The sequence below is a fragment of the Kitasatospora sp. NA04385 genome, from assembly GCF_013364235.1.
GTDB lineage: Bacteria > Actinomycetota > Actinomycetes > Streptomycetales > Streptomycetaceae > Kitasatospora.
The window spans coordinates 843,657-870,216 of sequence record NZ_CP054919.1; the positions used below are offsets into that span (position 1 = coordinate 843,657).

Consider the following 26,560-nt stretch of genomic DNA (forward strand, 5'->3'; position numbering starts at 1 on the left):
CGCGCACCGGCACGGCAGAGCACGCACCGGCACGGTACGGCACCACCACGGCACGCGCCGCCGGGCGCAGCAGCGCCCCGCCCCGCGCGCCCGGGTGCGGTCCGGGTGCGGGTGCGGCCGGGCGGGAGTTCCCAGCGCACGCCCAGCACGCAGCCGGTACCCGTCCTCACCACCCTGGGGGTCACGTCCATGCCCGTCCGCTCCGCCGCGCCCCCGCGCGGCTCCTTCCGTCTCGTCCCGCTCGTCCTGGCCCTGCTGGCCGCCCTGCTGGCGGTGGCCGTCCCGGCGGCCGCCCCGGCGCACGCCGCGGTGCCCGACCGGTGGGGCTTCGCCTACCTGGACAACCCGACGCCGCCGCCCGGCTACGTCCCCGATCCCTCGCGCCAGTGGGGCAGTTGGCCCTCTCCGGCGGCCAACCCGGTGAAGGTCGACCAGACCGGCACCGGCACGTACGCGGTGCACTTCCCGCTGATCGCCGGAGTGGGCGGGGTCGCGCACGTCACCGCCGTCAACCGCACCGGCACCTGGTGCCAGGTGCAGGGCTGGGGCACCGCGGGCAGCGGGCTGGACGTCAAGGTGGCCTGCTACAACCCGGCCGGGGCGCCCGCGCCCTCGCCGTTCACGGTGCTGTTCAGCAGCAGCACCGGCACGCCCCCGCCGCCCGGCGGCGACTACGGCTACCTGTACTCGCTGCCCTCCGGAGCGCTGCTCTCGCAGTACAACTCGGCCGGCGGGGCCAACCTGTCCGGCCACGGCTCGACCGGCCTGTGGAAGGCCTGGCTGCCCGGCCTGGGCTCCACCACCGAGGTCGGGAACGTGCAGGTCACGGCGGTCGACGCGGCGCAGGGCGCGCGCTGCAAGGTGGCCGGCTGGTACCCGTCGAGCACCGGGCAGACCTTCCTGGTGGCCTGCTTCGACGCGACCAACGCCCCGTACGACACCGCCTGGACGCTCAGCTACTCGGTGAAGCGGGCGGTGCACGGGCCCGCGTACCCGCCGAAGTCCTTCGGGTACCTCTGGTACAACGGCGCGGTGCCGGTCGGGACGGACTTCAACTCGGTCGGCGGCACCAACACCTTCGGCGCCGGCGTGCCGGCCGCGGTGGTGATGTCCGGCGTGGCCGTCCCGTCCGACCACGCGCAGGTCACCGCGTACGGCAGCGGCCCCGGCTGGTGCCAGCTGGCGCTGCCGTGGACGCGCAGCTCGGGCGCGGTGAAACTCGCCCCGCTGTGCTTCAACCCCGGCGGCGCGCCGGTGGCGGCGCCGTTCCTGCTGGCGTACACCTCGGCGTTCTGACGGCGGCGCACCGCGCCGCACCCACCGCACCGCGGGGCCCGTCCCGGCCCGGCCGCTGGAAACCGGCCGTGTCGGGGCGGGCCCCTAGAGTGTGGCCGGTGATCGTTCGTCGGGGTGCGGGAGGCGCGGTGCGGCAGGGGGAGCTGGTCGGCGGGGGCGGGCCGCCGGAGGAGGACGCGTTCGACCTGCCGGCCGAGTGGCACGCGCTGGTGGTGCCGCGGCGCGGTGGCGGTGCGCCGCCGCCCTCGGCGTGGCCGGGCCCGGCGGCGGTGGCCGCCGAGGACGCGCTGGTCGCCGGGCACCGGGAGTGGATCGAGCGGGTGGGCGCGGCCGACGCCTCGGACGGGGAGCTGGTCCGGGCCGCGACGGCGTACCTGGACGGCGCGCCGGACGCGCTGGGCGCGGCCTGCGTCAGCGCGATGCTGCCCCCGCTGTACGAGGACGGCGCGGCGGGCGAGGCGGGCGGGGCCGCGCTGGTGGACGCCTGGACGGCGCGGCACGGCCTGGTGTTCGCCGTCCGGGCGGCCGTCGCGACCCTGGAGGTCGACTACTGGCGCTCCCGGCCGGGTTACGCCAACCCGTGCCTGGTGCGCGCCAACTCCGGTTCGCACGGCTACGCCACCGAGCAGGGCCGGGCGCTGCGCCGGGCCCGCCACCTGCTCTCGCTCGCCGACGAGCCCGCCTACCTGGCGGCCCGGGCGGCGGCCGGGGCGGAGCGCTCCGGCGGGCTGCCGCGGCGGTTCGGCACCGCGTACCTGTTCCCCGAGGTGTCCGAGTGGACGGACGCCTGGATCGACGAACTGCCGGACTGGCAGAGCCAGTCGGTGTGGGTGCTGATGCTGTCCGCGCTCGGCGGCCGGGCCCAGGCGGAGCGGGTGGCCCCCCGGCTGAGCTGGTACCGCTGGTGGGCGCAGAGCGCGGCGACCGTCGCGGACGGCCTCGGGACGGACGCGGTGCCGCTGCTGGCCGGGTCGCTGCGCCGGATCGACAGCGGGGACGAGGCGGGCCGGGTGGCCGAGATGCTGCTGGAGTTCCCCAGTGACGAGGCGTTCGCGGCGCTGCTGGAGCGGATCGACGACCGGTCGGTGGCGCCGGTGCTGTGGCGGGCGGTGGAGCGCTACCCGGTGCGCGCGCTGCGCCTGCTGGCGGCGGCCGCGCAGGGCGGCGGGGCGACGGCCCGGCACCTGCTGGAGCGCCACCTGCGCTCCCGGGCCGGGGAGTCGGACGCCCTGCTGGGGTGGCTCGACCCGGCGGCGGCGGCCTTCGTGCGGGCGCTGCCCGCGGCGGGCCCGGCCGGTCCGGAGGCCGGGGAGGCGCAGTGGCCGTCCGTGCTGGCGTCCCCGCCGTGGGAGCGGCCCCGGCCGACCGGGCGGCCGCCGGTGGTGGCGGGGCTGGCGGTGGACGGGTCGTCCGCGCTGCACTGGCAGGACGGCGAACGGGAGTTGTGGATGGAGCGCGCCCTCGCCTCGCACGAGTGGCGGGTCCATCCGGAGGACAGCGACTGGGCCGAGTTCGGCCCGCGGGCGTTCGCCGGGGCCCGCGGCACCTGGCCCCGGTGCCAGGTGCTGTGGCAGGCCCCGGCGGAGGTGATGGCCCCGCTGCTGGAGCGGTGGGAGCCGGAGGAGCTGTACTCCGGGCTGGAGACGCTGCGCCCGATCGTCGCCAAGTACGGCCCGGCGGCCGTCCCGCTGGCGCTGCGCACCGTCCGGGCGCGGCCCGCGCAGATGGCGCCGCTGCTGCTGCCGGTGCGGGAGGTGGCGGCGGCCCGGCTGATGGCGGAGGGCCTGGTCACCCGCAAGTCGGTGCGCGGCGCCGCCCGTTCGTGGTTCGCCCGGCACGGCGTGGCGGGCGCGCTGCTGCTCGTCCCGGACGCGGTCGGCGAGCCGGGCGCGGCCGGACGGCGGCCGGGCGGCGCTGCGGCTGGTGGCCGAGCGGCACGGGGCGGCGGCGGTGACGGCGGCGGCCGCCGAGCGGTACGGGGCCGGGGCGGCGGCGGCCGTCGCGGCGGTGCTGGCCGCCGATCCGCTGGTGGAGGCGCTGCCCGGGCGGCTCCCGAAGCCGCCGTCGTGGCTGGTGGCGGAGGTGCTGCCACCGCTGCCGCTGCGTTCGGGGGCGGTGCTGCCGGTGGCGGCGGTGCGCCGGGTGCTGACCATGCTGGCGCTGTCGAAGGCCGGCACCCCGTACCCGGGGCTGGCGCTGGTGGCCCGGGCGTGCGCGCCCGGCGCGTGGGCGGAGTTCTGCTGGGCGGTGTTCGAGGAGTGGCGGCTGGCCGGGATGCCCGCCAAGGAGAGCTGGGCGCTGACCCAGCTCGGCGACTTCGGCGACGACGGCACCGCGCGCCGGCTGGCCCCGGTGCTGTGCCGGTGGCCGCGGCAGAAGGCCGCCCGGCGGTCGACGGACGGCCTGGAGGTGCTGGCGGCGATCGGCACGGACGCCGCGCTGCGGGAGCTGCACGGCATCACCCAGCGGGTGCGCCTGTCCGGGATCCGGGAGCGCGCCCGGGAGAAGATCGCCGAGATCGCCGTGGCGAACGGCCTGACGCCCGACCAGCTCGCCGACCGGCTGACGCCCGACTTCGGCCTGGCGGCGGACGGGACGATGCGGCTGGACTACGGCCCGCGCGCGTTCACCGTCGCCCTGGACGCGCACCTGGGGCCGTACCTGCTGGACGGGGCGGGCAGGCGCCGGGCCGCCCTGCCCGCGCCCGCCGCCAAGGACGACCCGGAGCTGGCGCTCGCCGCCCGCCGGCGGTACGCCGCGCTGAAGAAGGAGCTGCGCACCGTCGGCGCCGGCCAGGTGCTCCGGCTGGAGGGCGCCATGCTCGACCAGCGGGCCTGGGGCGCGGACGAGTTCAGGTCGCTGTTCCTGGGCCACCCGCTGCTCGGCCACCTCGGCCACCGGCTGCTGTGGACGGCCGACGGCACCGCGTTCCGGATCGCCGAGGACGGCACCTTCGCCGACCGGGACGACGAGCCGTTCGAGCTGCCCGCGGACGCCGCCGTCCGGCTCGCCCACCCGGCCCTGCTGGGCGGGTCGCTGCCGCTCTGGGCGGAGCTGTTCACCGACTACCTGGTCATCCAGCCCTTCCCGCAACTCGGGCGCCCGGTCAGGTCGTTGACCGCCGAGGAGGCCGCCGGCCACCGGCTGCCCCGCTTCGAGGGGCGCACCGTCCCGGTCGAGGCGGTGCGCGCGCTGCTGCGGCGCGGGGCGGGCTGGACGACGTTCGAGGTCGGCGAGGCCAGGACGGTCGTCCACAAGCAGCTGCCGGGCGTCCACCACCTGAGCGTCACCCTCGACCCCGGCCTGCACCAGGCCCTGACCGACCAGACGCTGCTGGAGGTCTGGCTCGGCACCCGGCCGGGCCGGTACCGGGACCGCGCCGGGCACCGCCGCCCCTTCGCCGAGCTGGACGCCGTCAGCGCCTCCGAACTCCTCGCCGACCTGGAGGAGCTGACCGGCGCGGCTTGAAACGCACTCTTGACAACAGGACGGTGACGGATCTTCCCAAGTCCGGGGGGTGATCGCTAAGGTCTCGGAGCTGTGAACACGGGTAGATCCGGTGACGATCTGTGGGAAGAGTTCGTCAAGGAGTACGAGAAGGACAACGCGGTGCGGGAACCGAGCGCCGCCGAACGGGCCGAACAGGCCGGAGCCCGGCGGCCGGGGCCGCGCCGCTCCCGGCGGCGCCTGCTGCTGCCGCTGTCCGTCGCCCTGCTGGTCGTCGCGGGCACGGCCGCCTACGCGTACGACACCGTGCGGTCGACCCCGCCGACGGCGCCGCCCGCGGCGGCCTCCCCCGCGCGCCCGGGCTCCTCCGCCTCCCCGGGCTCCTCCGCCGCGCCCGCCGATCCCGCCGGCCTCTCCGACGCCGCGCCGACCGCGGCGGCCCCGCTGTCCGTCTTCCCGGAGCGGGTGCAGGGCTACACCCTGGTGAAGAAGGTCGCGAACCCGGTCTGCACCGGGGCCGACACGGTCGCGCCCACGCTCGCCGGGCTGATCGCCCAGGGGAAGGGCTGCCTCGGCGTCGACCTGGCGATGTACCGGGACGCCGCCGGCAACGAGTACAACCTGGTGCTCTTCACCATGAAGGACGCCGACGACGCCAAGCAGCTGCTGCTGTGGCTGGGCGACCACATCGGCACCTACCCGGTCGTCGTCCAGCTCCCGCCCGACGACTCCGGCCTGCGGCAGCTACCGGCCGACAGCGGCCTGGTGGAGAGCTACGCCGCCCAGGGGAACTACCTGCTGGCCGGCATGGCCCAGTGGGCCGACGGCCACACCGGGAACTTCAACGACCTGGTGGCCCGCCTCACCCCGCTGATCGACAGCACCGCCCACGGCCTGTACCCGGGCTGACCCGCCCCTCAGCCCAACGGGAGCACGTAGACCGGCTCCCGGCCGTACCCGGTGAACCCGGCCCGGCGCAGGATCGGCCCGGAGGTGCGCGGGTTGCCCTTCACCAGGGCCATCCGCGCGCCGTGCGCCACCGCGTACTCCAACCGCGCCGCCAGCAGCGCCCGGTACACCCCGCACCCCCGCCGGGCCGGAACGACCACCCCGCCGGTCAGCCGGGCGACGCCGTCCACCACCCGCACGCCGCCCACCCCGGCGGGCTCGCCGTCCAGGTAGGCGACGAGCCTCCCGCCCCGGCCCGCCGGCACCTCCCGCGCGCCCCGGGCCGCGGTCTCCTCGATCCGCGCGGCGGGCGGAAGACCGCCCCCGAACCCGGTGACCTCGACCGCCGCCCCGTCCCGCGCCGTCGCCCCGTCCACCGCCCAGCGCAGCTCCGTCGCCACCACCGGCGGCCGCAGCACCGGCGCGCCCCCGGACAGATCCGCGGCCAGGATCTCCAGGTCGATCTTGAGCCGCCCGCCCCGGGCCACCAGTTCGCCCTCCAGCCCGGCCGGGTCCCCGATCAGCACCTGCCAGTCCAGCACCGGCAACCCGAGCCCCCGCGCCCGTGCCAGCACGGCGTCCACGGACCCCGCCAGCGGCTCCCCGGGGGCGAAGGCCACCACCGAGAGCCGGAAGGGGTAGTACGCGGGCAGCCGCAGGATCGTGCACAGCCCGTCCGCGACGACCTCCGCGTCCTCCGGCATCCACACCCAGGCCGCCCCGGCGGCGGCCACCTCCTCGATCGACAGGCTCATCCAGCCAACCTAGCCGTCCCCGACGGCCCGTCCGGCCCCTGTTCCCGAACCATGACGGTCTTCACGCTCCCTCCACCGGCGCGAGGTGACCGCGTGCGGGTGGGCGGCCGGGCTCGGCCAGGTGTCGGTGGGGCGGGCTACGGTCTGGGGGCGGTGGGACGGCCGGTCGGGGCGGGGAGCCCGGGCTCGGGTGGCCCGTGGGGGGTTGAGAGGATCGCTCCCGTTGGCCGTGCCAGTGACCGTGTTCCGTCTGCCCGAGGATTGTGCGATGCCCGTTTCGAGCCCCGTCCGTGCCGACATGCAGCGGCCGCCCGCCGAGGTGCGGCACGCGCAGGAGTTGGCGGCGCTGCGGGAGAAGGACACCGATCCGCGGCCGCCGGGGTGGGAGTTGAGCCTGCGGGCGGCGCGGCGGTTCGTGGTGGGGGACGAACGGGCCGGGATCAGCCGGAAGTTCGTGGGGAACGCGGCGCTGGTGGAGCGGGCGCTGGTGACGCTGGCGACGGACCGCGGGCTGATGCTGGTGGGTGAGCCGGGGACGGCGAAGTCGCTACTGTCGGAGCTGATCGCGGCGGCGGTCAGCGGCACGTCCACGCTGACGGTGCAGGGCGGCGCGGCGACCACCGAGGACCAGATCAAGTACGGCTGGAACTACGCGCTGCTGGTCTCGGAGGGCCCGTCGACGCGTTCGCTGGTGCCCGCGCCGATGCTGAAGGGCATGGCGCAGGGGAAGGTCGTCCGGTTCGAGGAGATCACCCGCTGCCCGCTGGAGGTGCAGGACTGCCTGCTCTCGCTGCTGTCCGAACGGGTGCTGGCGGTGCCGGAGTTGGACGGCCCGGAGGGCATGGTGTTCGCGGGCGCCGGGTTCAACGTGATCGCCACCGCGAACACCAGGGACCGCGGCGTCAACGAGATGAGCGCCGCGCTCAAGCGCCGCTTCAACTTCGAGACGGTCTTCCCGATCGCCGACTTCGACACCGAAGTCGCCCTGGTGGAGGCCGAGTCGGCGGCCCTGCTGCGCCGCTCGGGCGTCGCTCCGGCCCCGGACCGGGACCTGCTGGAGGTGCTGGTGGCGACCTTCCGGGCGCTGCGTTCGCCGGACGGCGCCGGGCGGGGCGCGTCCTCGGCGGTGCTGAGCACCGCCGAGGCGGTGTCGGTGGCGCACGCGGTCGGGGTGCGCGGCTGGTTCCTGCGCCAGGAGCCGGGCAGCGCGGCCGACCTGGTGACCTGCCTGGCCGGCACCGCCGCCAAGGACGACCCGGAGGATCTGGCCCGGCTGCGGCGCTTCCTGGAGCAGCAGGCCGACCGCCGCAAGGGCGGCCGCTGGCGCGAACTGTACGACGCCCGGCACCTGTTGGCCGACTGATGGCGGCTCCGGAGGCGGTGTTCCTGGGCGTGCGGCACCACTCGCCGGCCTGCGCGGCGCTGGTGGCGCGCACCATCGGGGAGCTGCGGCCCGCGCACGTGCTGGTCGAGGGCCCGGCGGACCTGAACCCGCGGCTGGACGAGCTGCTGCTCGGCCACCGGCTGCCGGTCGCGGTGTTCAGCCACTACCGGGACGAGGAGCGGACGGCGACGTCCTGGGCGCCGCTGTGCGCGTACTCGCCGGAGTGGGTGGCGCTGGCCGAGGGCCGGGCGGCGGGCGCGCAGGTGCGCTTCGTCGACCTGCCGGCCTGGCACCCGGCGTTCACCGACCGGGCGCGCCCGCTGGCGAACCGGTTCGCGGACGCGGAGGCCCGGTACGCGCGGGCCACCGAGCGGCTGTGCCAGGCGTTCGGGACGGACTCGCCGGACACCCTGTGGGACGGCCTGGTCGAGCTGCCCGACCCAACGGGTCTGGCCGAACGGCTGGACGCCTACTTCGAGTTGGTGCGCGGCGACGCGGCCGCGGACGAGGGCGACGCGGCCCGCGAGGCGTACATGGCGCGCTGGGTGCGGGCCGCGCTGGGGCGCGGGGACGGGCCGGTGCTGGTGGTCACCGGCGGCTTCCACACGCCCGCGCTGCGCGCCCTGGCCGCGGCGCCCGCCGCCGGGGACGACTGGCCGGAGGTGCCGCTCCCGCCGGACGGCGCGGCCGGCGGGAGCCACCTGGTGCCGTACTCCTTCCGGCAGTTGGACGCGTTCGGCGGCTACCAGTCCGGCATGCCCTCCCCCGGCTACTACCAACTGCTGTGGGAGCGCGGCCCGCAGGGCGCGGCGGACGGCCTGACCGAGGAGGTGGTGCGGCGGCTGCGGGCGGCCGGGGTGCGGGTGTCGACGGCCGACCTGATCGCGGCCCGCACCCTGGCCGAGGGCCTGGCGGCGATGCGCGGGCACCGGACGCGTTCGCGCGCCGACGTGCTGGACGGCCTGGTCTCGGGGCTGGTCGGCGAGGCGCTGGACCAACCGCTGCCGTGGCAGGTGCGCGGGCGGCCGACGACCGGCACCGACCCGCTGGTGCGGGCGCTGGTCGAGGCAGGCACCGGCGACCGGGTCGGCCGGCTGCACCCGGACACGCCCGCGCCGCCGCTGGTCCACGACGTGGCGGGCGAGCAGGAGGCGTGCGGCGTCCGGACGGGCTCCCCCGCGGCGGCGGACCTGACCACCGCGGAGGGGCTGCGGCGCAGCCGCTTCCTGCACCGGTTGCGGGTGCTGGACGTGCCCGGGCACGTCCGGGAGAGCGGGCCGACCGGCGGCGGCGACCCGGTGTTCGCCGAGCGCTGGGTGCCGTCCCCGCACGGCTGGGCGCACCGGCGCGACGCCGCGCTGATCGAGGCCGGCGCGTACGGGGCGCGGCTGTCCGACGCGGCGGCGGCGGCCCTGTCCGAGCGGGCCCGGGACGCGGGCACCGATCCGGCGGCGCTGGCCGGGCTGCTGTTCGACGCCGTCCTGTGCGGGGTCGGCGCGCTGGCCGGCGAACTCCTCGACACGCTCGCCGAACGGGTCGGCCGCGCCCCCGAACTCGGCGCGGTGGGCGAGGTGCTGGCCACCACCCTGGACCTGTGGCGGCACGACCGGGTGTACGGGGTGGCGGCCGATCCGCGGCTGGCCCGCCTGGTCGACGCCGCCCTGCACCGCGTGCTGTGGCTGGCCGAGGGCCTGCACGGCGGGGGCGGGGTCGACCACGCCCGGCTGCGCGCCGCCACCGCGGCCCGCGACGCCCTGCGGCACGCCGCGCCCGTCCTCACCCTGCCCCGGCCCGCCGCCCTCGCCACCGCCGCCCGGGTCGCCGCCGACCCGGCCGCGCCCCGGACCTCCGCGGCGCCGCCCTCGGCCTGCACTGGTCGCTGACCGAGGACGCCGGGCCCGAGGACGCCAGGCCCGAGGACGCCGGGCCCGAAGGCGCCCAGCCCGAGAACGCCGGCCCCGAGGACGCCCGAACCGAAGGCGCCCGGCCCGAAGGCGCCGAGCCCGAGGACGCCAGGCCCGAAGGCGCCGGGCCCGAGAACGCCCGGCCCGAGGGCGCGGGCGGCACCGGTGCCGACGCCGCCGGGGCTCCGGTGGTGCGGCCGGCCGAGGCGGCCGCCCGGCAGGCGGGGGCGCTGGCCGGGGAGCCGGAACGGCTGGGCGACTGGTTGGCGGGGCTGTTCGTGCTGGCCCGCGAGCAGTTGACCGGGCCGACCCTCGACACGGTCGGTGACACGTCACTGTTCGATGCGCTGGACTCGATCGTCACCGGCCTGCCGCTGCCCGACTTCCTGCGCGGACTGCCCGCGCTGCGGCAGGCGTTCGGCTACTTCCCGCCGCGCGAGCGGGAGCGGATCGCCGAACGCCTGCTGGCCCGGCGCGGCCGCACCGGTTCGGCCCGCGGCCTGCTGCGCACCACCGCCGACCCGACCCTGCTGGCCCGGGCCGCCGCCCTCGAACTCGCCGTCACCGACCTGCTGGACCGCTACGGCCTGGCCCCCGGCGACGCCTCCGACACCGCACCGGACGCCGCCCCGTCGGACACCGCCCCGTCGGACACCGCGCCGCACCCCGCCCCGGACCCCGCCGAAACACCCTCCACCGGCCCCCTCCCCGACGAGGGCCTGGAGCGCTGGCGGCTGATCCTCGGCGCGCCCGCCGAGCGCTGCACCGGCGGCCTCGACCGGCTCGCGGCCGCGCGGGACGCCGCCCTGGAGTGGCTGTACGGGCGCGACCCGGGCGCGGGCCGCCGCGGGGTGCGCCGAAGTGGCGGCGGCTCGCGCAGCGGCGGCAGCGAGGCGTCCCGGGTGACGCCGGTGGACTGGCTGGAGGACGTGCACCGGCTGTTCCCGAAGGAGACCGTGGAGCGGCTGGAGCGGGACGCGGTGGAGCGGTACGGCATCGACGAGATCGTCACCGATCCGGAGGTGCTGTCCCGGGTGGAGCCGAGCCCGGCACTGCTGCGCGCCGTGCTGCGCACCAAGCACCTGATGAACCCGGAACTCCTCTCCCTCGCACGGAAGTTGGTCGAGGCGGTGGTGCGCGACCTGATGTCCCGGCTGCGCCCCGAGGTGCGCCGGGCGTTCACCGGTGCGCGGGCGCCGGGCCGCAGCCGGTTCGCGCTGGCCCGGAACTTCGACTTCCGCTCCACCGTGCGGGCCAACCTGGCGCACTACCAGCCGGAGCGGCGGCGGCTGCTGATCGAGCGGCCGTACTTCCACACCCGGACGCGGCGCAGCCTGCAGCAGTGGCAACTCGTGCTGCTGGTCGACCAGTCGGGCTCGATGGCCGGGTCGGTGATCCACTCGGCGGTGACGGCGGCCTGCCTGTGGAACCTGCCGGGGCTGCGCACCCACCTGGTGGCGTTCGACACCTCGGTGGTGGACCTGACCGAGGACGTGTCGGACCCGGTCGAGCTGCTGATGCGGGTGCAGCTCGGCGGCGGCACCGACATCGCCCGGGCGGTGGACTACGGGGCCGGCCTGCTGGACAACCCGCGGCGCAGCATCGTGGTGCTGGTGTCGGACTTCTACGAGGGCGGCGACACCGGCCGACTGCTGCGCGGGGTGCGGAGATTGGTGGAGCAGGGCGCCACGGTGCTCGGGCTGGCGGCGTTGGACGAGGAGGCCGATCCGGTGTACGACCGCGAACTGGCGGGCCGGCTGGTCGGGTCGGGGGCGCACGTGGGGGCGATGACGCCGGGCGAGCTGGCGGCGTTCGTGGCCGAGAAGGTGGGCCGGTGAGCGCGCCCCGGGCGGACCTGCTGGCGCTGGACGCCGGCACGCTGGCGGCGCTGACCAACCGCGGCCTGGTGAAGCGGGCGGCCCGCGAACTGGCGTCGGGCGCCGGTGCGTCGGTGGCGCTCGACGCGGACGGCGAGGTGTCGGGGTCGTTCCCGGACGGCAGCCGGACGGCGCTGCCCGCCGGGGTCCCGCTGGAGGGGGGCCGGTGCAGCTGCCCGGCGCCGGGGGTGTGCCGGCACCTGGTCGGCCTGGTCCTCGCCTACCAGGCCGCGTCCCCGTCCCCCGCCGAGTCCCGCACCGAGACCCGCACCGAGACCCCCGCCGACTCGCCGTCCGCACCCGGGGACCACCAGGAACCGGCCGGGCCCGAGCCGACCGGGCCCGGGGGGCCCCAACCCCCCTGGTCCCCGGCCGAGTTCGATGACGCGGCGCTGCTGGCCGCGTTCGGCCGACCGGCCCTGACGGCGGCCCGGCGGGCGTGGGAGCGGGGGGTGCGGGCGACGGTGCAGCGGATGGACCCGGAGCATCCGGCGCCCTCGGTGGAGCTGCCGAGCTGCACCGTCCGCTTCCCCGTCCCGCACAGCCTGAACTTCGCGCTGAGCGGGGCGACTTCGGCCCGGCACGGCGAACTGGTGACGCTCGCGGCCTGGGCGTTCCGGGCGGCCGAGGAGGACGGCACCCCGTCCGGCGCGGCCCGCACGGTGGGCGGCGCCGGAGCGGCGGGGAAGGCGAAGGCCGGGGCCGCGGACCCGGTGGCGGCGGTGGCCGCCCTGGTGGACGAGCTGCTGCGCACCGGCACGGCCCGCACCGGCCCGGTGCTGCTGGCACAACTGGCGCGCGCCGAGGCCGGGTTGGCGTCGGCCTCGGCGCACTGGCCGGCCGCCGCGGCGGCCGAGCTGCGGGACCAGGTGGAGGCGTACGCGGCCCGGGACACCCGCTACGACCCGGACCTGGTGACCGAGTTGCTGGCCGAGCTGCTGGCCCGGGGGCGGGCGGCCGACCGGTCGACGGCGCTGGGCAGCGGCGAGAGCGCCGTCACGCAGCTGCGCCGCACCCGGCTGGTCGCGCTGGGCTGCCGGGTCTCCGGCCGGGAGCGCAGGACGGAGGTCTACCTCGCCCAGCCGGACGCCGGGATCGCCCTGGTGCTGCGCAAGCAGTGGACGGCGGCGGCGGGCCAGGAGCCGACGGGGGCCGAGCTGGCGGGCCGGCGGCTGCTCAGGCACTCGGTGCGGGCGCTGGCGGGGGCGAACCTGGTCAGCGAGTCGATCTCGCGCAGCGCGGGGCGGACCGTCACGGTGGAGCGCGGCCGGATCGCCTCCACCAGCGTGACGCCGCTGGGCGACGCCTGGGCGTCGCTGCCCGCGCCGCTGCTGCTGCACGACGCGGCGGCCCGGCTGCGCGCGCTGGGCGGGCGGCCGCCCCGGCTGGTGCGGCCGCGGGTCGAGGCGGAGAACGCGCACGTGCTGGCCGTCGCGGAGGTCGGCCCGCTGGGCTACGACCCGGCCCGGCAGCGGCTGGAGGCCACGGTGCGGGACGCGGTGGGGACGGCGGTGGTGGTGTCCGCCGAGCACGACGCGCTCTGCCCGGGCCGGATCGACGCGCTGGCGGCGGCCCTGGAGTCCGGCACGGTGACGCACGTCAGCGGTCTGCTGCGGCAGGCGGCGGGCCGTCCGGTGCTCGACCCGCTGGCGGTGCGCACCGCCGCCGGGCTGGTGCACCCGGACCTGGCCCCGGAGCGCGACCCGCACCCGTTCGACGCCCTGCCGCCGGTCGGCGGCGATCCGCTGACGGAGGCGCTGACCACCGCCCGCACCGCGCTCGGCGAGCTGGCCCGCACCGGTCTGGAGACCGCACCGCCCCGCCCGCTCGCCCCGGCGGCCGCGCACCTGCGCCGGGCCGGGCTGCGCACCGCGGCCGCCCTGCTGGACGCGCTGGCCGCCGACCCGGTGCCCGCCCGCTGGGCGGACGCCGCGATCCACCTGCTGACCGCCCTCGACCTGCACCGGGAGGAGGAGAGCGGGCCCTGATCCCCGGCGTCCCCCACCGGACGGGTACGTAGTACAGTCCGCCCGAACGATCATGAGAGGGAACCCGATGACACTGCGCCGCCGCCGTCAGACCGCCTGGACGCTCCGGGGGTTGGCGCTGCTCGCCGCCCTGGCCTACCTGCCGGGCTGGTTCGGCTCCCGGTCGGGCGGGCTGGTGGAGGCGGAGCGGCTGTTCAACCACCCGGCGTACCTGCTCGGCGGCGCGCTGGTGCTGGTCGTGGTCTCGCTGGTGGTCGAGCTGGAGTTCCGCACCGCGTTCTCCCAGATCGGCTGCGCCGTCGCGCTGGTGGCGCTGGTCGCCGTCACGGCGCCGCTCGCCTTCTTCTCCCTCGCGGCCGACGACACCGGCCGGTGGTCGCACCGGAAGGCCCACCCCGACCGCCCGGACCTGGCACTGACCGTGACCGACGTCGCGTTCTCGGTCGACCCGCTCTACCAGGTGGAGCTGGTGACCGGCACCGGCTGGTCCGCCCGCCACTGGACGCTGGGCACCTGGGGGGAGGACAGCGGGCACGGCTTCTACGAGGACGCGGTGTGGTCCGGCCCGGACCGGATCACGGTGACCTCGGACGAGGAGACCGCCGTCTTCGTCCTCGACCCGGCCACCGGCCGCCCGGGCGCTCCGCAGACCACCAGGCACTGACCCCGCCCGCCCGGCGGGCCGCCCACCGAGCCGTCCGCCGAGCGGCCGGGAAAAACTCCGGCGTCCGTGTCGATCCGGTCCCGCGCCGTTCGACCTTGGGATAGAGAGGGTCGGAGGAAGGCCCCCCGAACGAGGAGCAGGACGATGGCGAAGTACATGCTGATCATGCGGGCGACGGACGAGACCCTGGCGAAGATGGTCGAGACGCCCTTCGAGGAGATGCTGGAGACGGTGGGCCGGTTCAACGAGGAGCTGATCCGGGCGGGCGTGCTGATCGCCGCCGAGGGCCTGGACGACGCGTCGCAGGGCGTGGTGGTCGACTACGACGGCGAGGTGCCGGTGGTCACCGACGGCCCGTACGGGGAGACCAAGGAGCTGTTCGGCGGGTTCTACCTGATCGACGTCGCCTCGAAGGAGGAGGCCGTGGAGTGGGCCAAGCGCCTGCCCGCACTGCCGGGGTCGAAGTGCGAGGTGCGCCGCGTCCCGTCGATCGACGAGTTCCCGCAGGACAACGAGTGGGTCGCCCTGGAGCGGGCCTGGCGCGAGCGGACCGGTCAGCTCTGATGCCGGTGACCGACGACGGCGGCCCGCCGGGCGCGGGGGCGGTCGGCGAACCGGCCCGGCGGGCCGTCGCGGCGGTCTGGCGGATCGAGTCCGCCCGGATCGTGGGGGCGCTGGCCCGCTGGACGGGCGACTTCGCGCTGGCCGAGGACGTCGCCCAGGAGGCGCTGGCCGAGGCACTGGTGGCCTGGTCGCGCGACGGCGCGCCCGCGAACCCGGTGGGCTGGCTGCTGACGACCGCGCGGCGGCGGGCGATCGACGCCTTCCGCCGCCGCGCGGCGCTGGACGAGCGCTACGCCCTGCTCGCCGCGGACGTGACCGGGGCCGCCCCGGACGAACCGCCCTGGGACCCGGACCGGATCGACGACGACGTGCTGGCGCTGGTGTTCACCGCCTGCCACCCGGTGCTCTCGCCCGAGGCCCGGGTGGCGCTGACGCTGCGCGTGGTGAGCGGCCTGTCCAGCGAGGAGATCGCCCGCGCGTTCCTGGTGCCGGTGCCGACCGTGCAGGCCAGGATCACCCGGGCGAAGAAGACCATCGCCGCGGCCCGCGTCCCGTTCGAACTGCCGCCCGCCGAGGAGCGGCGGGCCCGGCTGGGCGCGGTGCTGAGCGTGCTGTACGTGGTGTTCACGGAGGGGTCGACGGCGACCGCGGGCGAGGACCTGCTGCGTCCGGACCTCGCCTACGAGGCGCTCCGGCTGGCCCGGACGCTGGCCGCGCTGCTGCCCGGCGAGCCCGAGCCGCACGGCCTGCTGGCGCTGTGCGAGCTGACGGCGGCGCGCTTCCCGGCCCGCACCGGGCCGGACGGGGAGGCGGTGCTGCTGGAGGACCAGGACCGCACCCGCTGGGACCGCGCGGCGATCCGGCGCGGCCTGGCGGCGCTCGGCCGGGCCACCGCGGCGGGGCGCGGCCTGGGCCCGTACGGGCTACAGGCGGCGATCGCGGCCTGCCACGCGGTGGCGCCCTCGGTGGCGGAGACCGACTGGGAGCGCGTCGTGCTGCTGTACGAGGCGCTGGGCCGGGTGGCGCCGTCCCCGGTGGTCGAGCTCAACCGGGCGGTGGCGGTCGCGATGGCGGGCGCCCCGGACGAGGCGCTGGCCCTGGTGGACGAACTGCTGGCCGCCGACCGGCTGCCCGGCTCCCACCTGCTGCCGAGCGTCCGCGGCGAGCTCCTCGCCCGGCTGGGCCGCACCGCCGAGGCCCGCGCCGAGCTCGAACTCGCCGCCCGCCTGTGCCGCAACGCCCGCGAACGCGCCGTCCTGCTCCGCAAGGCGGCCGCCCTGGGTTGACGGCGCCCGCCCCCCTGCCGCTCCCGGCCCCTGCCGTGCCCGGCCCGTTCCCCCGTCAGTGGCCGAGCGGGGCGGTCCAGTTGAGCAGGGTGCCACCGGCGGGCGGGGCGGCGACGGTGAGGTTGCCGCCGAGCGCGCGGGCGCGTTCCTCCAGGTTGCGCAGGCCGCTGCGGCGGCCCTGGGCGGGGATGCCGACGCCGTCGTCCTGGACGGTGAGCGCGACCTGGCCGCCGGTCGCCTGCAGGGTGACCTCGACCCGGCCGGCCTTCGCGTGCCGGGCGGCGTTGCTGAGCGCCTCGCCGAGGACGGCGACCAGGTGGTCGGCGACGGCGGGCGGCACGTCGGTGTCGAGCAGGCCCTCCATGCTCAGCCGGGGCGCGAAGCCGAGGGCGGCCTGCGCCTCCTCGACCACGTGCACCGCCCGGGCCCGCAGGCCCTGTCCGGCCCCGGCCTCGCGGACCCGCAGCCCGAAGATCGTCGATCGGATGATCTTGATGGTCTCGTCCAGGTCGCCGACGGCCCGCAGCACCCGGTCGGACGCCCCGGGGTGGTCGATGAACCGGGACGCGCTCTGCAGCGTCATGCCGGTCGCGAACAGCCGCTGGATGGCCAGGTCGTGCAAGTCCCGGGCGATCCGGTCGCGGTCCTCCAGGACGGCCAACTGCTCGGCGTCGCGCCGCCGTTCGGCCAGCTCCAGGGCCAGCGCGGCCTGGTCGGCGAAGCCCAGCAGCGGGTCGATCTCGCGCTCGGTGAACTCGGCCTCGCCGCTGCCGCGCACCAGCAGCAGCACGCCCTCGGTGTGGCCCTCGGCCCGCCCCAGCGGCACCGCGACGGCCGGGCCCAGCCCCTCGAACCGCGACACCCGGCCGGGGAAGCGCGGATCGTCCGCCAGGTCGTGCGAGGTCACCGGGAAGCCCGCCGCGCAGGCCGCGCCGGAGAGGGTGCCCTCCAGCGCCACCTCCACCCCGACCCGCCCGTTGACGTCCCCGCCGAGCGCCAACTCGACCCGCAGCCCGGCCCCGTCGGGCAGCGCGGTCAGCACGTCGGCCAGCTTCGCGCCGGAGATGTCGCAGGCCCGCTGGGCGATCAGCTCCACCACCTGGGTGCGCGAACTGCCGGACAGCAGACGGCGGTTGATCTCGGCGGTGGCGGTCAGCCAGCGCTGCCGGCGCTGCGCCTCCTCGTACAGCCGGGCGTTGTCGATGGCCACCCCGGCCGCGACCGCGAGGGTGGCGATCACCGACTCGTCGTCGTCGTCGAACCCGGCGGCGCCGCGCTTGTCGGTCAGGTAGATGTTGCCGAACACCTCGTCGCGCACCCGCACCGGCAGGCCCAGGAAGGTCCGCATCTCGGGGTGGTGGGCGGGGCAGCCGGTGGACGCCGGGTGCTGCTTGAGGTCCTCCAGGCGCAGCGGCTGCGGGTGCCGGATGAGTTCGCCGAGCAGGCCCTTCCCGGTCGGGTAGGGGCCGATCAGGGCGATCTCCTCCTCGCTCAGGCCGACGGTGATGAACTGGGAGAGCGTGTCGCCGTCGGGGCCGATGATGCCGAGCGCCGCGTACTTGGCATCGGCGAGGAAGGCCGCGGCCTCCACGATCCGGCGCAGCACCTGGGTCAGCTCCAGCTCGCGACCGACCGACAGGACGGCCTCCAGCAGGCTGTGCACCCGGTCCCGGGTGCCCCGGGCCACGTCGATCCGGGCCTGCAGTTCGGACAGCAGCTCGTCCAGCCTCAGCTGCGGAATCCGCGACCGCGGTTCCTCCTCGCGCACCGCGCTCCTCCTCGTCCGTGGCTCCGCCGCCGATTCTCGCAGACGTCCGGGCCCCGGTGGACCCACGGGGTGCGAATGCGCTAGGCGCGGCCCGCCCCGGGAAGCGGCAGGTCACACCGGACGGAACGGGGCGGGGCCGCTCAGCGGCGGGCGGTGCGCAGTACGAGCGCGGCGAGCGCCTCGGGGGCGCCCGGCTGGTGGCGGACGCCGGGGAAGGCGTTGACGTCGACGGCGACCGGGCCGTCCGGGCCGGGCAGCAGGTCGACGCCGTACACCTGGAGGCCGAAGGCGGGTCCGGCGGCGAGGACGAGGGCGCGCTCCCGGCCGTCGGGCGTCCAGGGGCGGCGTTCGGGGGCGCCCGGCGCCAGTTCGGAGCGGCGCTGCTCGGCGAAGACCTCGCCGCCGACCACCCACACCTTGCGGTCCCAGCCGTCGCCGTCCACCGGCCGCTGGGTGAGCACCGGTTCGCCGGGCCACCGCCCGGCGAGCTCCCGCCAGTGCTCGGGGGTGTCGGCCCGGGCCACCAGGTCCGCCTTGCGGCTGCGCAGGCTCTTCACCACCACCGGTCCGGGCCAGCGGAGTTCGCCGAGGACGCCGCGGCCGGTGGTGGGGGCGAAGGGCAGTCCGGCGGCCCGGGCGGTGCGCTCCATCCAGTCCCGGTCCTGGCAACGGGCGGTGGCGGCGGCGGAGTTGAGCACGGGGACGCCCGCCTGCTCGTACCGCTCGGCCCGGCGCAGCGATTGCGCGTCGCGCGCCTTGAGCAGCACCACGTCCGCCGGCTCGTCCTGACCGACCGTCAGGTGCCCTTCCTGCTGCAGGAGTCGGCGCGCCCCGGCGAGCAGCGGGTGGTCCGGTTCGCGGGCGACCAGGGCGAGCCGCAGCGGCCGCCGGGCGGCCGTCACCGGGCGGCCCGGGCGTCGGGCAGGCCGGCGTCGGTGAGCAGCGGGGCCGCGCCGGGGGTGGGCCAGGAGGAGCCGGTGCGGGCGAGGCGGACCACCGCGTCGGCCACCCGCTCGACGGCGCGCGGCACTTGGCGGAAGCTCGGGAAGTCGTTGACGTCGACGACCACCGGGCCGTCCGGGCCGAGCAGCACGTCCAGGCCGTACAGGTCGAGACCGAACACCTCGCCGACCTGCGCGGCCAGCGCGGCGACCTCGCGCGGCAGCGGGACGGGCCGCTCCACGGCGGGGTGGTGCGGGTGCAGCGGCGAGGTGCGCCGGGTGGCGAAGAACTCGCCGCCCGCGCAGTACACCTTCAGGTCGCAGCCGTCGTTGGGCACGTACGGCTGGGCGATCAGCAGGCCGCCGTCCGCAGGAGCGGCCAACTCGGCGAGCTGCCCGGGCCGTTCGACCAGGTGGACGGCGCGCCCCGAGGAGCCGTCGGCGGGCTTGACGACCAGCGGGTAGTGGCGGGCCCCGATCGCGGCGAACGCGGCCGGGTCGGCGGCGGCCCACGTCCGCGGCATCGGCAGGCCGTGCAGCGCCGCGACCACGGCGGCCTGCGCCTTGTCGCGGACCGGGCGGATCGCCCGGGCGTCGTTGACGGTGGTCAGGCCCGCCGCGGCGGCGGCCTCCAGCAGGCCCAGGCCCGGGCCGCCGGACACGGTCTTCAGCACCCACGCGTCGTGCTTGCCGCTGCGCACCAGTTTGGCGAGGTCGAGCAGGTCGGCGCCGGGCCGCAGCACGTCCACCCGGTGCCCGGTGGCCCGCAGGTGATCGACCACCGCCAGCGGCATCCCGTCGTTGCGGTAGTGCTCCTCGACCAGGAAGCAGAACCTCATGCGACCCATGTGCCCCCACCCCACTTTCCCACTGTTCCCCTCCACCCCCGTCGGACTCCCCCGGGGCGAATGCATCCGACCACCCTGCCATGGATCATCCACCGCATTTCACCCAGGGTGTCCGGGAACGGATACAGCAGCGTCACAGGTGGGTTGCCGTCCGGCTGGAACCGCCGACCCCGGGCATGACGTTCACATGACGCCCCCTTGGCACACTCTTTGAGGAGGACCGTGTGCACCCGCAGCTGCGCCCGCACGCCCGGCACGACCTGACCGACCGTCCCGCCCCGGCCCGACTGGCCTACCCGGCGAACGACGTGCTGGTGGTCTCCGGCCTGCCCGGCAGCGGCAAGAGCACCCTGATGCGGCGCTGCGCCCGCACCGCGGTGATCGACTCCCAGCACACCCGGGCCCGTTTCGCCCGCGCCCTGCCGGGCGTGCCGTACGCGCTCTACCGGCCGCTGGTGCGGCTCGCCCACTACCTGCGGCTGCGCGCGGCGGTACGGGCCGGCGGCCCGCTGGTCGTCCACGACTGCGGCACCCTGCCGTGGGTGCGCCGCGCCCTGGCCCGCAGCACCGCCCGCCAGGGCCGCCGCCTGCACCTGCTCCTGCTGGACGCCAGCCCCGCCCAGGCCGCCGACGGCCAGCTCCGCCGCGGCCGCCGGGTCTCCCGCTACGCCTTCGCCCGCCACCGCCGCGCCTGGACCGCCCTGCGCGCCCTGGCCACCGCCGACGGCCCCCTGCCCCCCGGCCTGGCCTCCGCCGTCCTGCTCCCCCGGGAGTCCGCCGCCCGCCTCACCGCGATCGAGTTCACCCCCGCCGAGACCCCCGCCCCCGTCCCCGTCCCCCACCCCCTCCCGGCCACCCGCCGCGAGCCGCTGCCCGCCACCGCCCACTGACCACCCGGGGGCACGCGCCCGAACACCGGCCCCCCGGCAGACAGCCGCACACGGCCTCCCCACCCGGCCCCGCCCGACCACGCGCCGCGAGCCGCTGCCCGCCACCGCCCACTGACCACCCGGGAGCACGCCCCCCAGGCCCCGGCCGCACCGGAGTTCACCACCGAACACCGGCCCCCGGCAGACGGCCTCCCCACCCGGCCCGCCCGGCCACGCCCTCCCCGACCCTCCCGCCCCGGGCCCTCGGCGGGCGGGGGGTTGCGGCGAACGGCTGAGCCGCCGCGCGCGTCGCCCGTCGGTGCGGCGCGGCGTGGCTAGTCTCCCGCCATGGGCACCCCCGAACGCACTCCGGAGCGCGCCGCCTCGCCCGCGCCCGTGTCCGCTCCGTCCCCCGCCGCGCCGTCGGCGCAGCCGATGCGCGGCCCGCAGGCCCGGCGGATCGCCGACCGGTTGTCGGTGCGGTTCCGCGTCCCGTTCGAGCCGCAGTACGAGCCGGTCGGGCACCGGTGGACGCTGCGCTGGTACGACGGGCCGACGGTGGACGCGGTGCGGTGCGCGCTGGAGCGGCTGGTCCCGGACGGGGCGGCCGCCGGGATCGCGGTGCGGCGGGACCTGACCACCCGGGCGCTGGTGCTGGCCGCGATCCGGGAGACCAGGGCCGGGGCGATGCACCGCTCGGTGGGCAGTTGGGGGCAGCGCTACCACCTGGAGCAGCTGCTGGCCGGGCAGGAGCACCCGGACCGGCCGGACGGCCCGCGCGAAGCGGCCATGCTGGAGCGGCTGTTGGCGGCGGCGACGGGCGAGTCGGTGCGCGGCCCCGGTCCCGTCCCGGACCTGTCCCGGGCGTTCGACCTGGTGGCGCGGGACGGGGTGGCCTGGCTGCTGCCCGAGCACCGCCTCGCCGGGCCGGCCGACCGGGACGCGGCGGCGCTCTCCCCGCTGGAGTACCTGACGGCCCGTTACGCCACCGGCGTGCACCGCACCGCGTGGGAGACCGCGTTGGCCCTGCTGCCGGTGCGGACCGCCGTCGTCGCCGCCCACCAGGACCCGCAGCCCGACCCGGAGGCCGCCCGCGCGGCCCTCGCCCTGCTGCCCGCGCTGCGCGCCCAGCTCTCGGCGGAGATCGACGCGATCGGCGAGCACCTGGCCGCCGCCGCGACCGCCCCCGCCGTCGTCGACACCGACGCGGCCCCCGGCCCGGACATCGACACCGACACCGACACCGACACCGAACCGGACGCGAACCCCGACACGGCCGTCGACACCATCGCCACCGCCAGCTTCACCGCCACCACGACCGCCTGAGCACCCGTCCGACATCTGACGTGCGCCGCAGCAGAGTTGACGATCCGTCGGGAACGCGCGCCTCAGAGTTCCGCATCGCGGGCCAGCAGGGCGGCCTGGACCCGGTTCTCGCAGTCCAGCTTGGCGAGGATCCGGCTGACGTAGGTCTTCACCGTCGCCTCGCTCATGTGCAGCCGGGTGCCGGTGTCGGCGTTCGACAGTCCCTCGCCGAGCAGGTCGACCACGGCGCGTTCGCGGGCGGTGAGCACGGCCAGCCGCCGTCTGGCCTGTTCGCCGCGCGCGGCGGCCGGGCCGTCGGCCAGGCTGTCGACGATGTGCCGGGCGGCGGCCGGGGAGAGGAAGGCGTGGCCGGTGGCGGCGGCCCGGACGGCCTGGATGAGTTCGCCGGGGGCGGTGTCCTTGAGCAGGAAGCCGGCCCCGCCGGAGGTGACCGCCCGGAGGACGTTCTCGCGTTCGCCGAAGGTGGTGAGCACGATGGCCCGGGTGCCGGGCGCGGCCCGGGGCAGTTCGGCGAGCGCGCTCAGACCGTCCATGACGGGCATCCGGATGTCCAGCAGCAGGACGTCCGCGGCGAGTTCGGCGGCCAGCCGGAGCGCCTGGGCGCCGTCGGCGGCCTCGCCGACCACCTCGATGTCCTCGGCCGAGGTGAGGATCATCCGGATGCCCGCCCGGATCAGCGGCTCGTCGTCGGCCACCAGCACACGGATCACCGCACGTCCCCTCGTCCTCGGTACGGCTACACCCTGCCATGGAAGTGCTGCTTCTCCACCAGCAGGCCGTCCGCGAAGCAGAACCGCAGCACGTCCTGGTCGGCGTCGACGCCGGTGTCGCGGTCGCTGGCGAACCAGCGGCAGTGCGCGCCCTCCGGCACCGGCGGGCCGATCTTGCGGAAGTCGCCGGTCAGGAAGTCGCTGCCGATCGGTAGCCGTTCGTTGACGGACTCCTCGCTCTGGCCGACCTCGATGGAGTCGTACAGCTTCATCGACACGGTGGCGTCCCGCAGCGAGCTGACGAAGACGATGGCGCCGACCACGGCGACCGCGGCCACCACGCCGAGCACGCCGAGCGCACCGAGCGCGCAGCCCGCCGCGGGGCTCCGGCGGCGCTGCTCCGGTTCGGGCGACGAACCGGCGAGCAGGGCGAGTTCCTCGTCGTCGGGGACGGCGGCCCGGGCCCCCTCGGAGGTGTAGGGCAGCATCCCGGCCAGCCGGAAGCCGCCACCGGGCAGCGGCCCGCTGTGCACCATCCCGCCCAGCAGCCTGGCCCGTTCGCGCAGGCCGGTCAGGCCCTGGCCGCCGGAGACCGCCGCCGCGCCGTCCCCGCCGGGGCCGTTGGCCACCTCCACCACCAGGGCGTCGGGCTCGTACCGGACGGTCAGCGTGATCGGCGCGCCGGGGGCGTGCTTGTGCGCGTTGGTCAGCCCCTCCTGGGCGATCCGGTACGCGGCGTGGCCGGTGGCGGCGGCCAGCGGACGGGGGTCGCCCTGCCGGCGCAGTTCGATCCGGGCGCCGACCGCGCCGGAGGTCTCGACCAGCCGCTCGACGGCGTCGACGCCGCCGGGGGCGGTGGCGGTGTCCTCGCGCAGCAGGCCGACCACCTCGCGCAGTTCGCGCATGGCGCCGGTGGCGGCCTGGCGCAGCACGCCGACGGCCTCGCGCTGCCGTTCGTTCAGGGTGCGGTCGACTTCCAGGGCGCCGGTGTGCACGGCGATCAGGGCGAGTTGGTGGCCCAGGCTGTCGTGCATGTCCTGGGCGATCCGGTGGCGTTCGCGCAGCCGGGCCTGGCGGGCGATCATCACGCGTTCGCGAAGCAGTTGCTCGTTGCGTTCGCGCAGGCTGTCGAGCAGGGCGACGCGCTGCGCCCGGTAGCGGCCGATGACGGCGGGCAGCACGCCGACCAGCAGGTATCCGGCGACGCACAGGCCGAGCAGGACGGGCAGCGGGAAGTGGTCGCGCCGGTTCTGCAGGATGCCGACGCCGACGGTGCCCAGGAAGCCGAGCGCCAGCACCGCCGGGGCTCGCCAGGGCCGGTTCAGCCGGTAGCCCACCGAGTACCCGGCGGTGACCAGCACCGGCAGGAACCCGGTCGGCCCGCCCACCCCGGCGGCCGTCACCACGAGCACCGGCCCGGGCAGCCCGCGCCGCAGCGCGTACAGCCCGGCGCTCGCGCCGACCACCAGCCCCGAGGGCCACCCGCCGCCGTCCCCGGCCTGCAACAGCGCCGACAGCGCGCACACCAGCAGGCCGCCCAGCACCTCGCGGACGACCTTCCACCACCGCCAGGGCCCGGGGAACAGCCGCCGCCACCACGTCCGCATCACGCCCCCGACCCTAGCCAGCCGCGGCCCCGTCCCGATGCCCCCGAAAGTCGACACCGCGCGACGACGATGGTCGTACCGCCCGCCCGGATTGCTAGTCTCCTCCCTTCGAAGGCGAACAGCACCGCACGCAGCCGCAGCCCCGGGGGACGCACCATGGCCACGCACACCGAACTGACCGGGCTCTTCGGAGCGGACGGGGTCGCCCGCGTCCCGTTCGACGAGGCGCTCGCCAGCGGCCTGTCCGAAGCGGACGCCCGCACCCTGTCCGAGGTCGGCGTCCCGGCCGAACTCCCGGTCGTCTTCAGCATGTCGGCCCCCGGCGAGCCGGAGGCGTTCACCCTGGTGCCGGTCGACACCGGCGAGGAGGTGGTCGAGGTGCTGTGCCTCGGCGGCCCGGCCGACAGCACCGGCATGCGCTTCTGCCTGGACCTCGCGGACGGCTACGTGATCCTGCTCGACCTCGGCGGCGACGAGCCGAGCGCCGAGATCGTCAACACCACGCTGGCCGACTTCGTCGAGTTCCTGTACCGCTTCGCCCTCCGCCTGGTGGAGACCGCCGAAGCCGACGAACCCGAACTCGACCGCTACACCGCCGAGTTGCGCGGCGCCCTGGCGGCCCGCGACCCGCTGGCGCTGAGCGACGAGGAGTCCTGGTGGAGCATGGTCTTCGACCGCCTGCTCGCCCCGACGCGCTGAACCACCAAGCCCCCGTTCGCTCAGTCCCCTTCGCTCAGCCGCCGCCGGTTCAGCCCCCGTCCGGCCGGTGCACGGTCAGGCTGCCGTAGGCCGCCAGCGCGTCGGCCGGATCACCGGCCGGATCGCCCGCCGCGTCGCCGGGGGCCCGCCGCAGGGTGGCGTCCAGGAAGGCGAGGGTGGCCGCGGCGACCAGTCGCGGGGCGCCGGTGCGGCCCAGCGAGCCGACCAGCGAGGGCACCGGCGGCAGGTACAGGGGCGCGTCGGTGAAGCTGAGGTGGGCCGTGCCGGGGACGGTCAGCCGGTAGGTCGTCGCGGTGTCGGCCGCCAGCGCCTCGGTGAGGCGGGGCAGGTAGCGCGGGTCGGTGTCGGGGGTGACGGCCTGGGTGAGCGCCAGCACCGGCTGGTGCAGGGCGGGGGCCGCGGGGCCGTGCGGGAAGCCGTCCAGGTCGACCACGGCGGCGATCCGGGCGTCCTGCCGGGCCGCCTGGAGCGCGGCGGCGCCGCCCATCGAGTGGCCGGCCGCCGCGGTCCGGCCGGTGTCCAGGCGCCCGGCCAGCGGGTCGGCGGCGTCGTGGTCCAGGCCCTCCAGCCGGGTGAGGACGAACCGCAGGTCGGCGGCCCGGACCGCCGTCCAGTCGGCCGCGAGCTCCTCGTCCCGGTCCCGGTCGCCGGTGGAGGAGGTCGCGGACCGGACCGTCCGCCCGTCGTCGAGGAGCACGGCGGCGCTGTCGTAGGGGTGGTCCAGGGCGGCCACCAGGTAGCCGCGGCTCGCCAACTCCTCGGCCCAGGCGGTGTTCTGGGTGCGCGCCCCGCCCGAGCCGGGCGAGAACAGCACCACCGGGAACCGCCCGCCCCCGCCCGCCACCGGCGCACCGGCCACCGCCCGGCTCCGGGCCCGCGCCGCGTCGTCGAACAGGAACCCGGGCAGGCCGGCCCCGCCCGCGAGCGCCCCGGCGACGGTGCGCGCCTCCTGCTCGGTGCGGCCCAGGTACGGGGCGCGCGGCGCGCCCGCCGGGCCCGGCGCCGCCGGGTACCAGAGCTGGACGACGACGGTGCGCCGGTCGTCCGGGTCGGCGGTGAAGGTCTCCGGCCGGTCCGGGTCGGTCCACTGCACCACCCGGGTGCCGACCGCGAACGGGCCGGACGGCGCGGGGAACACCGGTGCCGGGAACGCCCAGGCGGCCAGCGGGCCCGCCGCGATCAGCGCCAGGCAGGCCGCCGACCCCGGCAGCGCCAGCCACCACGGCGCCCGCCGCGCCGCCCGGCCGGGGCTCCGCCGCCGCAGCCGCGAACGCAGCAGCGGCGCGAGGGCGAACGGCAGCAGCAGGGCGGTGCCGGCCAGCACCGGCAGCAGCTGCCAGCGGAGGCCCACCACCGCCAGCACGGCGATGGACAGCACGGACAGCGCCGCCGCGGCGACGGCCACCCGCGGGCGGGCGGCGGCGGGCAGCCAGCGCGCCGCCACCAGCGCGAGGGCGGCCAGGACGGCGAGGAGTTCGGGAAGGGACATCGACGGTCCCGTGATGGTCTCGGTCACCCCGCCATCGTCGGAGCGCACCCCCCGCCGCCGCATCGGCCCCCGGTCGCCTCCCCGGACCGCCCCCGGTGGCACGCCGGACCGCCCGGCGGGCCGCCGCGTTGCCACTGCGGGAGGTACCCGGCCTCCTCCTGCGGTCGTA

The 26,560-nt window shown here is 77.1% G+C and carries 21 protein-coding genes; 13 read left to right on the forward strand and 8 right to left on the reverse strand.

Annotation, left to right across the window (positions count from 1 at the left end):
* Nucleotides 1-189: 189 nt before the first annotated feature.
* The gene (locus HUT16_RS03655; RefSeq protein ID WP_176185412.1) at nucleotides 190-1,296 is read left to right on the forward strand and encodes a hypothetical protein; all 1,107 of its coding nucleotides are present in this window, start codon (nucleotides 190-192) and stop codon (nucleotides 1,294-1,296) included.
* A 1,117-nt stretch (nucleotides 1,297-2,413) separates the two neighbouring features.
* Here the strand turns inward: HUT16_RS03655 and HUT16_RS03660 are convergent.
* A complete protein-coding gene (locus HUT16_RS03660; RefSeq protein WP_176185413.1) occupies nucleotides 2,414-3,088 on the reverse strand; it encodes a hypothetical protein in 675 nt (224 codons plus the stop codon).
* 131 nt (nucleotides 3,089-3,219) lie between these two features.
* On the opposite strand from HUT16_RS03660, the gene HUT16_RS03665 reads away from it, so the two are divergent.
* Both HUT16_RS03665 and HUT16_RS03670 read left to right on the forward strand, forming a co-directional pair.
* A complete protein-coding gene (locus HUT16_RS03665) occupies nucleotides 3,220-4,764 on the forward strand; it encodes a DUF4132 domain-containing protein (RefSeq protein ID WP_176185414.1) in 1,545 nt (514 codons plus the stop codon).
* 72 nt (nucleotides 4,765-4,836) lie between these two features.
* Nucleotides 4,837-5,652 carry a hypothetical protein gene (locus HUT16_RS03670; protein WP_176185415.1) on the forward strand — a complete coding sequence of 272 codons (816 nt, stop codon included), beginning with the start codon at nucleotides 4,837-4,839 and terminating at the stop codon, nucleotides 5,650-5,652.
* Nucleotides 5,653-5,660: 8 nt separating this feature from the next.
* Here HUT16_RS03670 and HUT16_RS03675 read toward each other — a convergent pair whose 3' ends face one another.
* Nucleotides 5,661-6,446, reverse strand: a complete 786-nt coding sequence (locus HUT16_RS03675; RefSeq protein ID WP_176185416.1) for a GNAT family N-acetyltransferase — start codon at nucleotides 6,444-6,446, stop codon at nucleotides 5,661-5,663.
* A 268-nt stretch (nucleotides 6,447-6,714) separates the two neighbouring features.
* Between HUT16_RS03675 and HUT16_RS03680 the strand changes: the two genes are divergently transcribed.
* The 7 genes from HUT16_RS03680 to HUT16_RS03710 all read left to right on the forward strand — a co-directional run bounded on the left by HUT16_RS03680 (nucleotide 6,715) and on the right by HUT16_RS03710 (nucleotide 16,113).
* A complete protein-coding gene (locus HUT16_RS03680) occupies nucleotides 6,715-7,809 on the forward strand; it encodes an AAA family ATPase (RefSeq protein ID WP_217712019.1) in 1,095 nt (364 codons plus the stop codon).
* Complete coding sequence (locus HUT16_RS03685) at nucleotides 7,809-9,713, forward strand: DUF5682 family protein (RefSeq protein WP_176185417.1); 1,905 nt, start codon at nucleotides 7,809-7,811, stop codon at nucleotides 9,711-9,713. The genes HUT16_RS03680 and HUT16_RS03685 overlap by 1 nt, the downstream gene beginning before the upstream one ends.
* A 212-nt stretch (nucleotides 9,714-9,925) precedes the next feature.
* Nucleotides 9,926-11,572, forward strand: a complete 1,647-nt coding sequence (locus tag HUT16_RS03690) for a DUF5682 family protein (protein WP_254898236.1) — start codon at nucleotides 9,926-9,928, stop codon at nucleotides 11,570-11,572.
* A complete protein-coding gene (locus HUT16_RS03695) occupies nucleotides 11,569-13,599 on the forward strand; it encodes a hypothetical protein (RefSeq protein WP_176185418.1) in 2,031 nt (676 codons plus the stop codon). The genes HUT16_RS03690 and HUT16_RS03695 overlap by 4 nt, the downstream gene beginning before the upstream one ends.
* A 67-nt stretch (nucleotides 13,600-13,666) precedes the next feature.
* Nucleotides 13,667-14,263: a hypothetical protein gene (locus tag HUT16_RS03700; RefSeq protein WP_176185419.1), complete on the forward strand. Its 597-nt coding sequence runs from the start codon at nucleotides 13,667-13,669 to the stop codon at nucleotides 14,261-14,263.
* 144 nt (nucleotides 14,264-14,407) lie between these two features.
* Nucleotides 14,408-14,827: a YciI family protein gene (locus HUT16_RS03705; protein WP_176185420.1), complete on the forward strand. Its 420-nt coding sequence runs from the start codon at nucleotides 14,408-14,410 to the stop codon at nucleotides 14,825-14,827.
* Nucleotides 14,827-16,113: an RNA polymerase sigma factor gene (locus tag HUT16_RS03710; protein WP_176185421.1), complete on the forward strand. Its 1,287-nt coding sequence runs from the start codon at nucleotides 14,827-14,829 to the stop codon at nucleotides 16,111-16,113. The genes HUT16_RS03705 and HUT16_RS03710 overlap by 1 nt, the downstream gene beginning before the upstream one ends.
* 55 nt (nucleotides 16,114-16,168) lie before the next feature.
* Here the strand turns inward: HUT16_RS03710 and HUT16_RS03715 are convergent, their stop codons facing one another.
* The 3 genes from HUT16_RS03715 to HUT16_RS03725 form a co-directional block, all read right to left on the reverse strand.
* Nucleotides 16,169-17,881, reverse strand: coding sequence for a GAF domain-containing sensor histidine kinase (locus HUT16_RS03715; RefSeq protein WP_176185422.1), 1,713 nt, complete (start codon nucleotides 17,879-17,881; stop codon nucleotides 16,169-16,171).
* 140 nt (nucleotides 17,882-18,021) lie between these two features.
* Entirely contained in the window at nucleotides 18,022-18,783 is a 762-nt protein-coding gene (locus HUT16_RS03720; protein ID WP_254897618.1) for a RimK family alpha-L-glutamate ligase, read from the reverse strand.
* The gene (locus tag HUT16_RS03725; protein ID WP_176192468.1) at nucleotides 18,780-19,661 is read right to left on the reverse strand and encodes a RimK family alpha-L-glutamate ligase; all 882 of its coding nucleotides are present in this window, start codon (nucleotides 19,659-19,661) and stop codon (nucleotides 18,780-18,782) included. The genes HUT16_RS03720 and HUT16_RS03725 overlap by 4 nt, the downstream gene beginning before the upstream one ends.
* 233 nt (nucleotides 19,662-19,894) lie before the next feature.
* Between HUT16_RS03725 and HUT16_RS03730 the strand changes: the two genes are divergently transcribed.
* Nucleotides 19,895-20,560, forward strand: coding sequence for an AAA family ATPase (locus HUT16_RS03730; protein ID WP_176185423.1), 666 nt, complete (start codon nucleotides 19,895-19,897; stop codon nucleotides 20,558-20,560).
* Nucleotides 20,561-20,887: 327 nt separating this feature from the next.
* On the forward strand, nucleotides 20,888-21,865 hold the full coding sequence (locus HUT16_RS03735) for a hypothetical protein (RefSeq protein WP_176185424.1): 978 nt from the start codon (nucleotides 20,888-20,890) through the stop codon (nucleotides 21,863-21,865).
* A 62-nt stretch (nucleotides 21,866-21,927) separates the two neighbouring features.
* Here HUT16_RS03735 and HUT16_RS03740 read toward each other — a convergent pair whose 3' ends face one another.
* Both HUT16_RS03740 and HUT16_RS03745 read right to left on the reverse strand, forming a co-directional pair.
* Nucleotides 21,928-22,575, reverse strand: coding sequence for a response regulator transcription factor (locus HUT16_RS03740; protein WP_176185425.1), 648 nt, complete (start codon nucleotides 22,573-22,575; stop codon nucleotides 21,928-21,930).
* Nucleotides 22,576-22,601: 26 nt separating this feature from the next.
* A complete protein-coding gene (locus HUT16_RS03745; protein WP_176192469.1) occupies nucleotides 22,602-24,182 on the reverse strand; it encodes a sensor histidine kinase in 1,581 nt (526 codons plus the stop codon).
* Between the two features lie 156 nt (nucleotides 24,183-24,338).
* On the opposite strand from HUT16_RS03745, the gene HUT16_RS03750 reads away from it, so the two are divergent.
* The gene (locus HUT16_RS03750) at nucleotides 24,339-24,881 is read left to right on the forward strand and encodes an SUKH-4 family immunity protein (protein WP_176185426.1); all 543 of its coding nucleotides are present in this window, start codon (nucleotides 24,339-24,341) and stop codon (nucleotides 24,879-24,881) included.
* Nucleotides 24,882-24,930: 49 nt separating this feature from the next.
* Here the strand turns inward: HUT16_RS03750 and HUT16_RS03755 are convergent, their stop codons facing one another.
* Nucleotides 24,931-26,454 carry a hypothetical protein gene (locus tag HUT16_RS03755; protein WP_176185427.1) on the reverse strand — a complete coding sequence of 508 codons (1,524 nt, stop codon included), beginning with the start codon at nucleotides 26,452-26,454 and terminating at the stop codon, nucleotides 24,931-24,933.
* Nucleotides 26,455-26,560 lie beyond the last annotated feature (106 nt).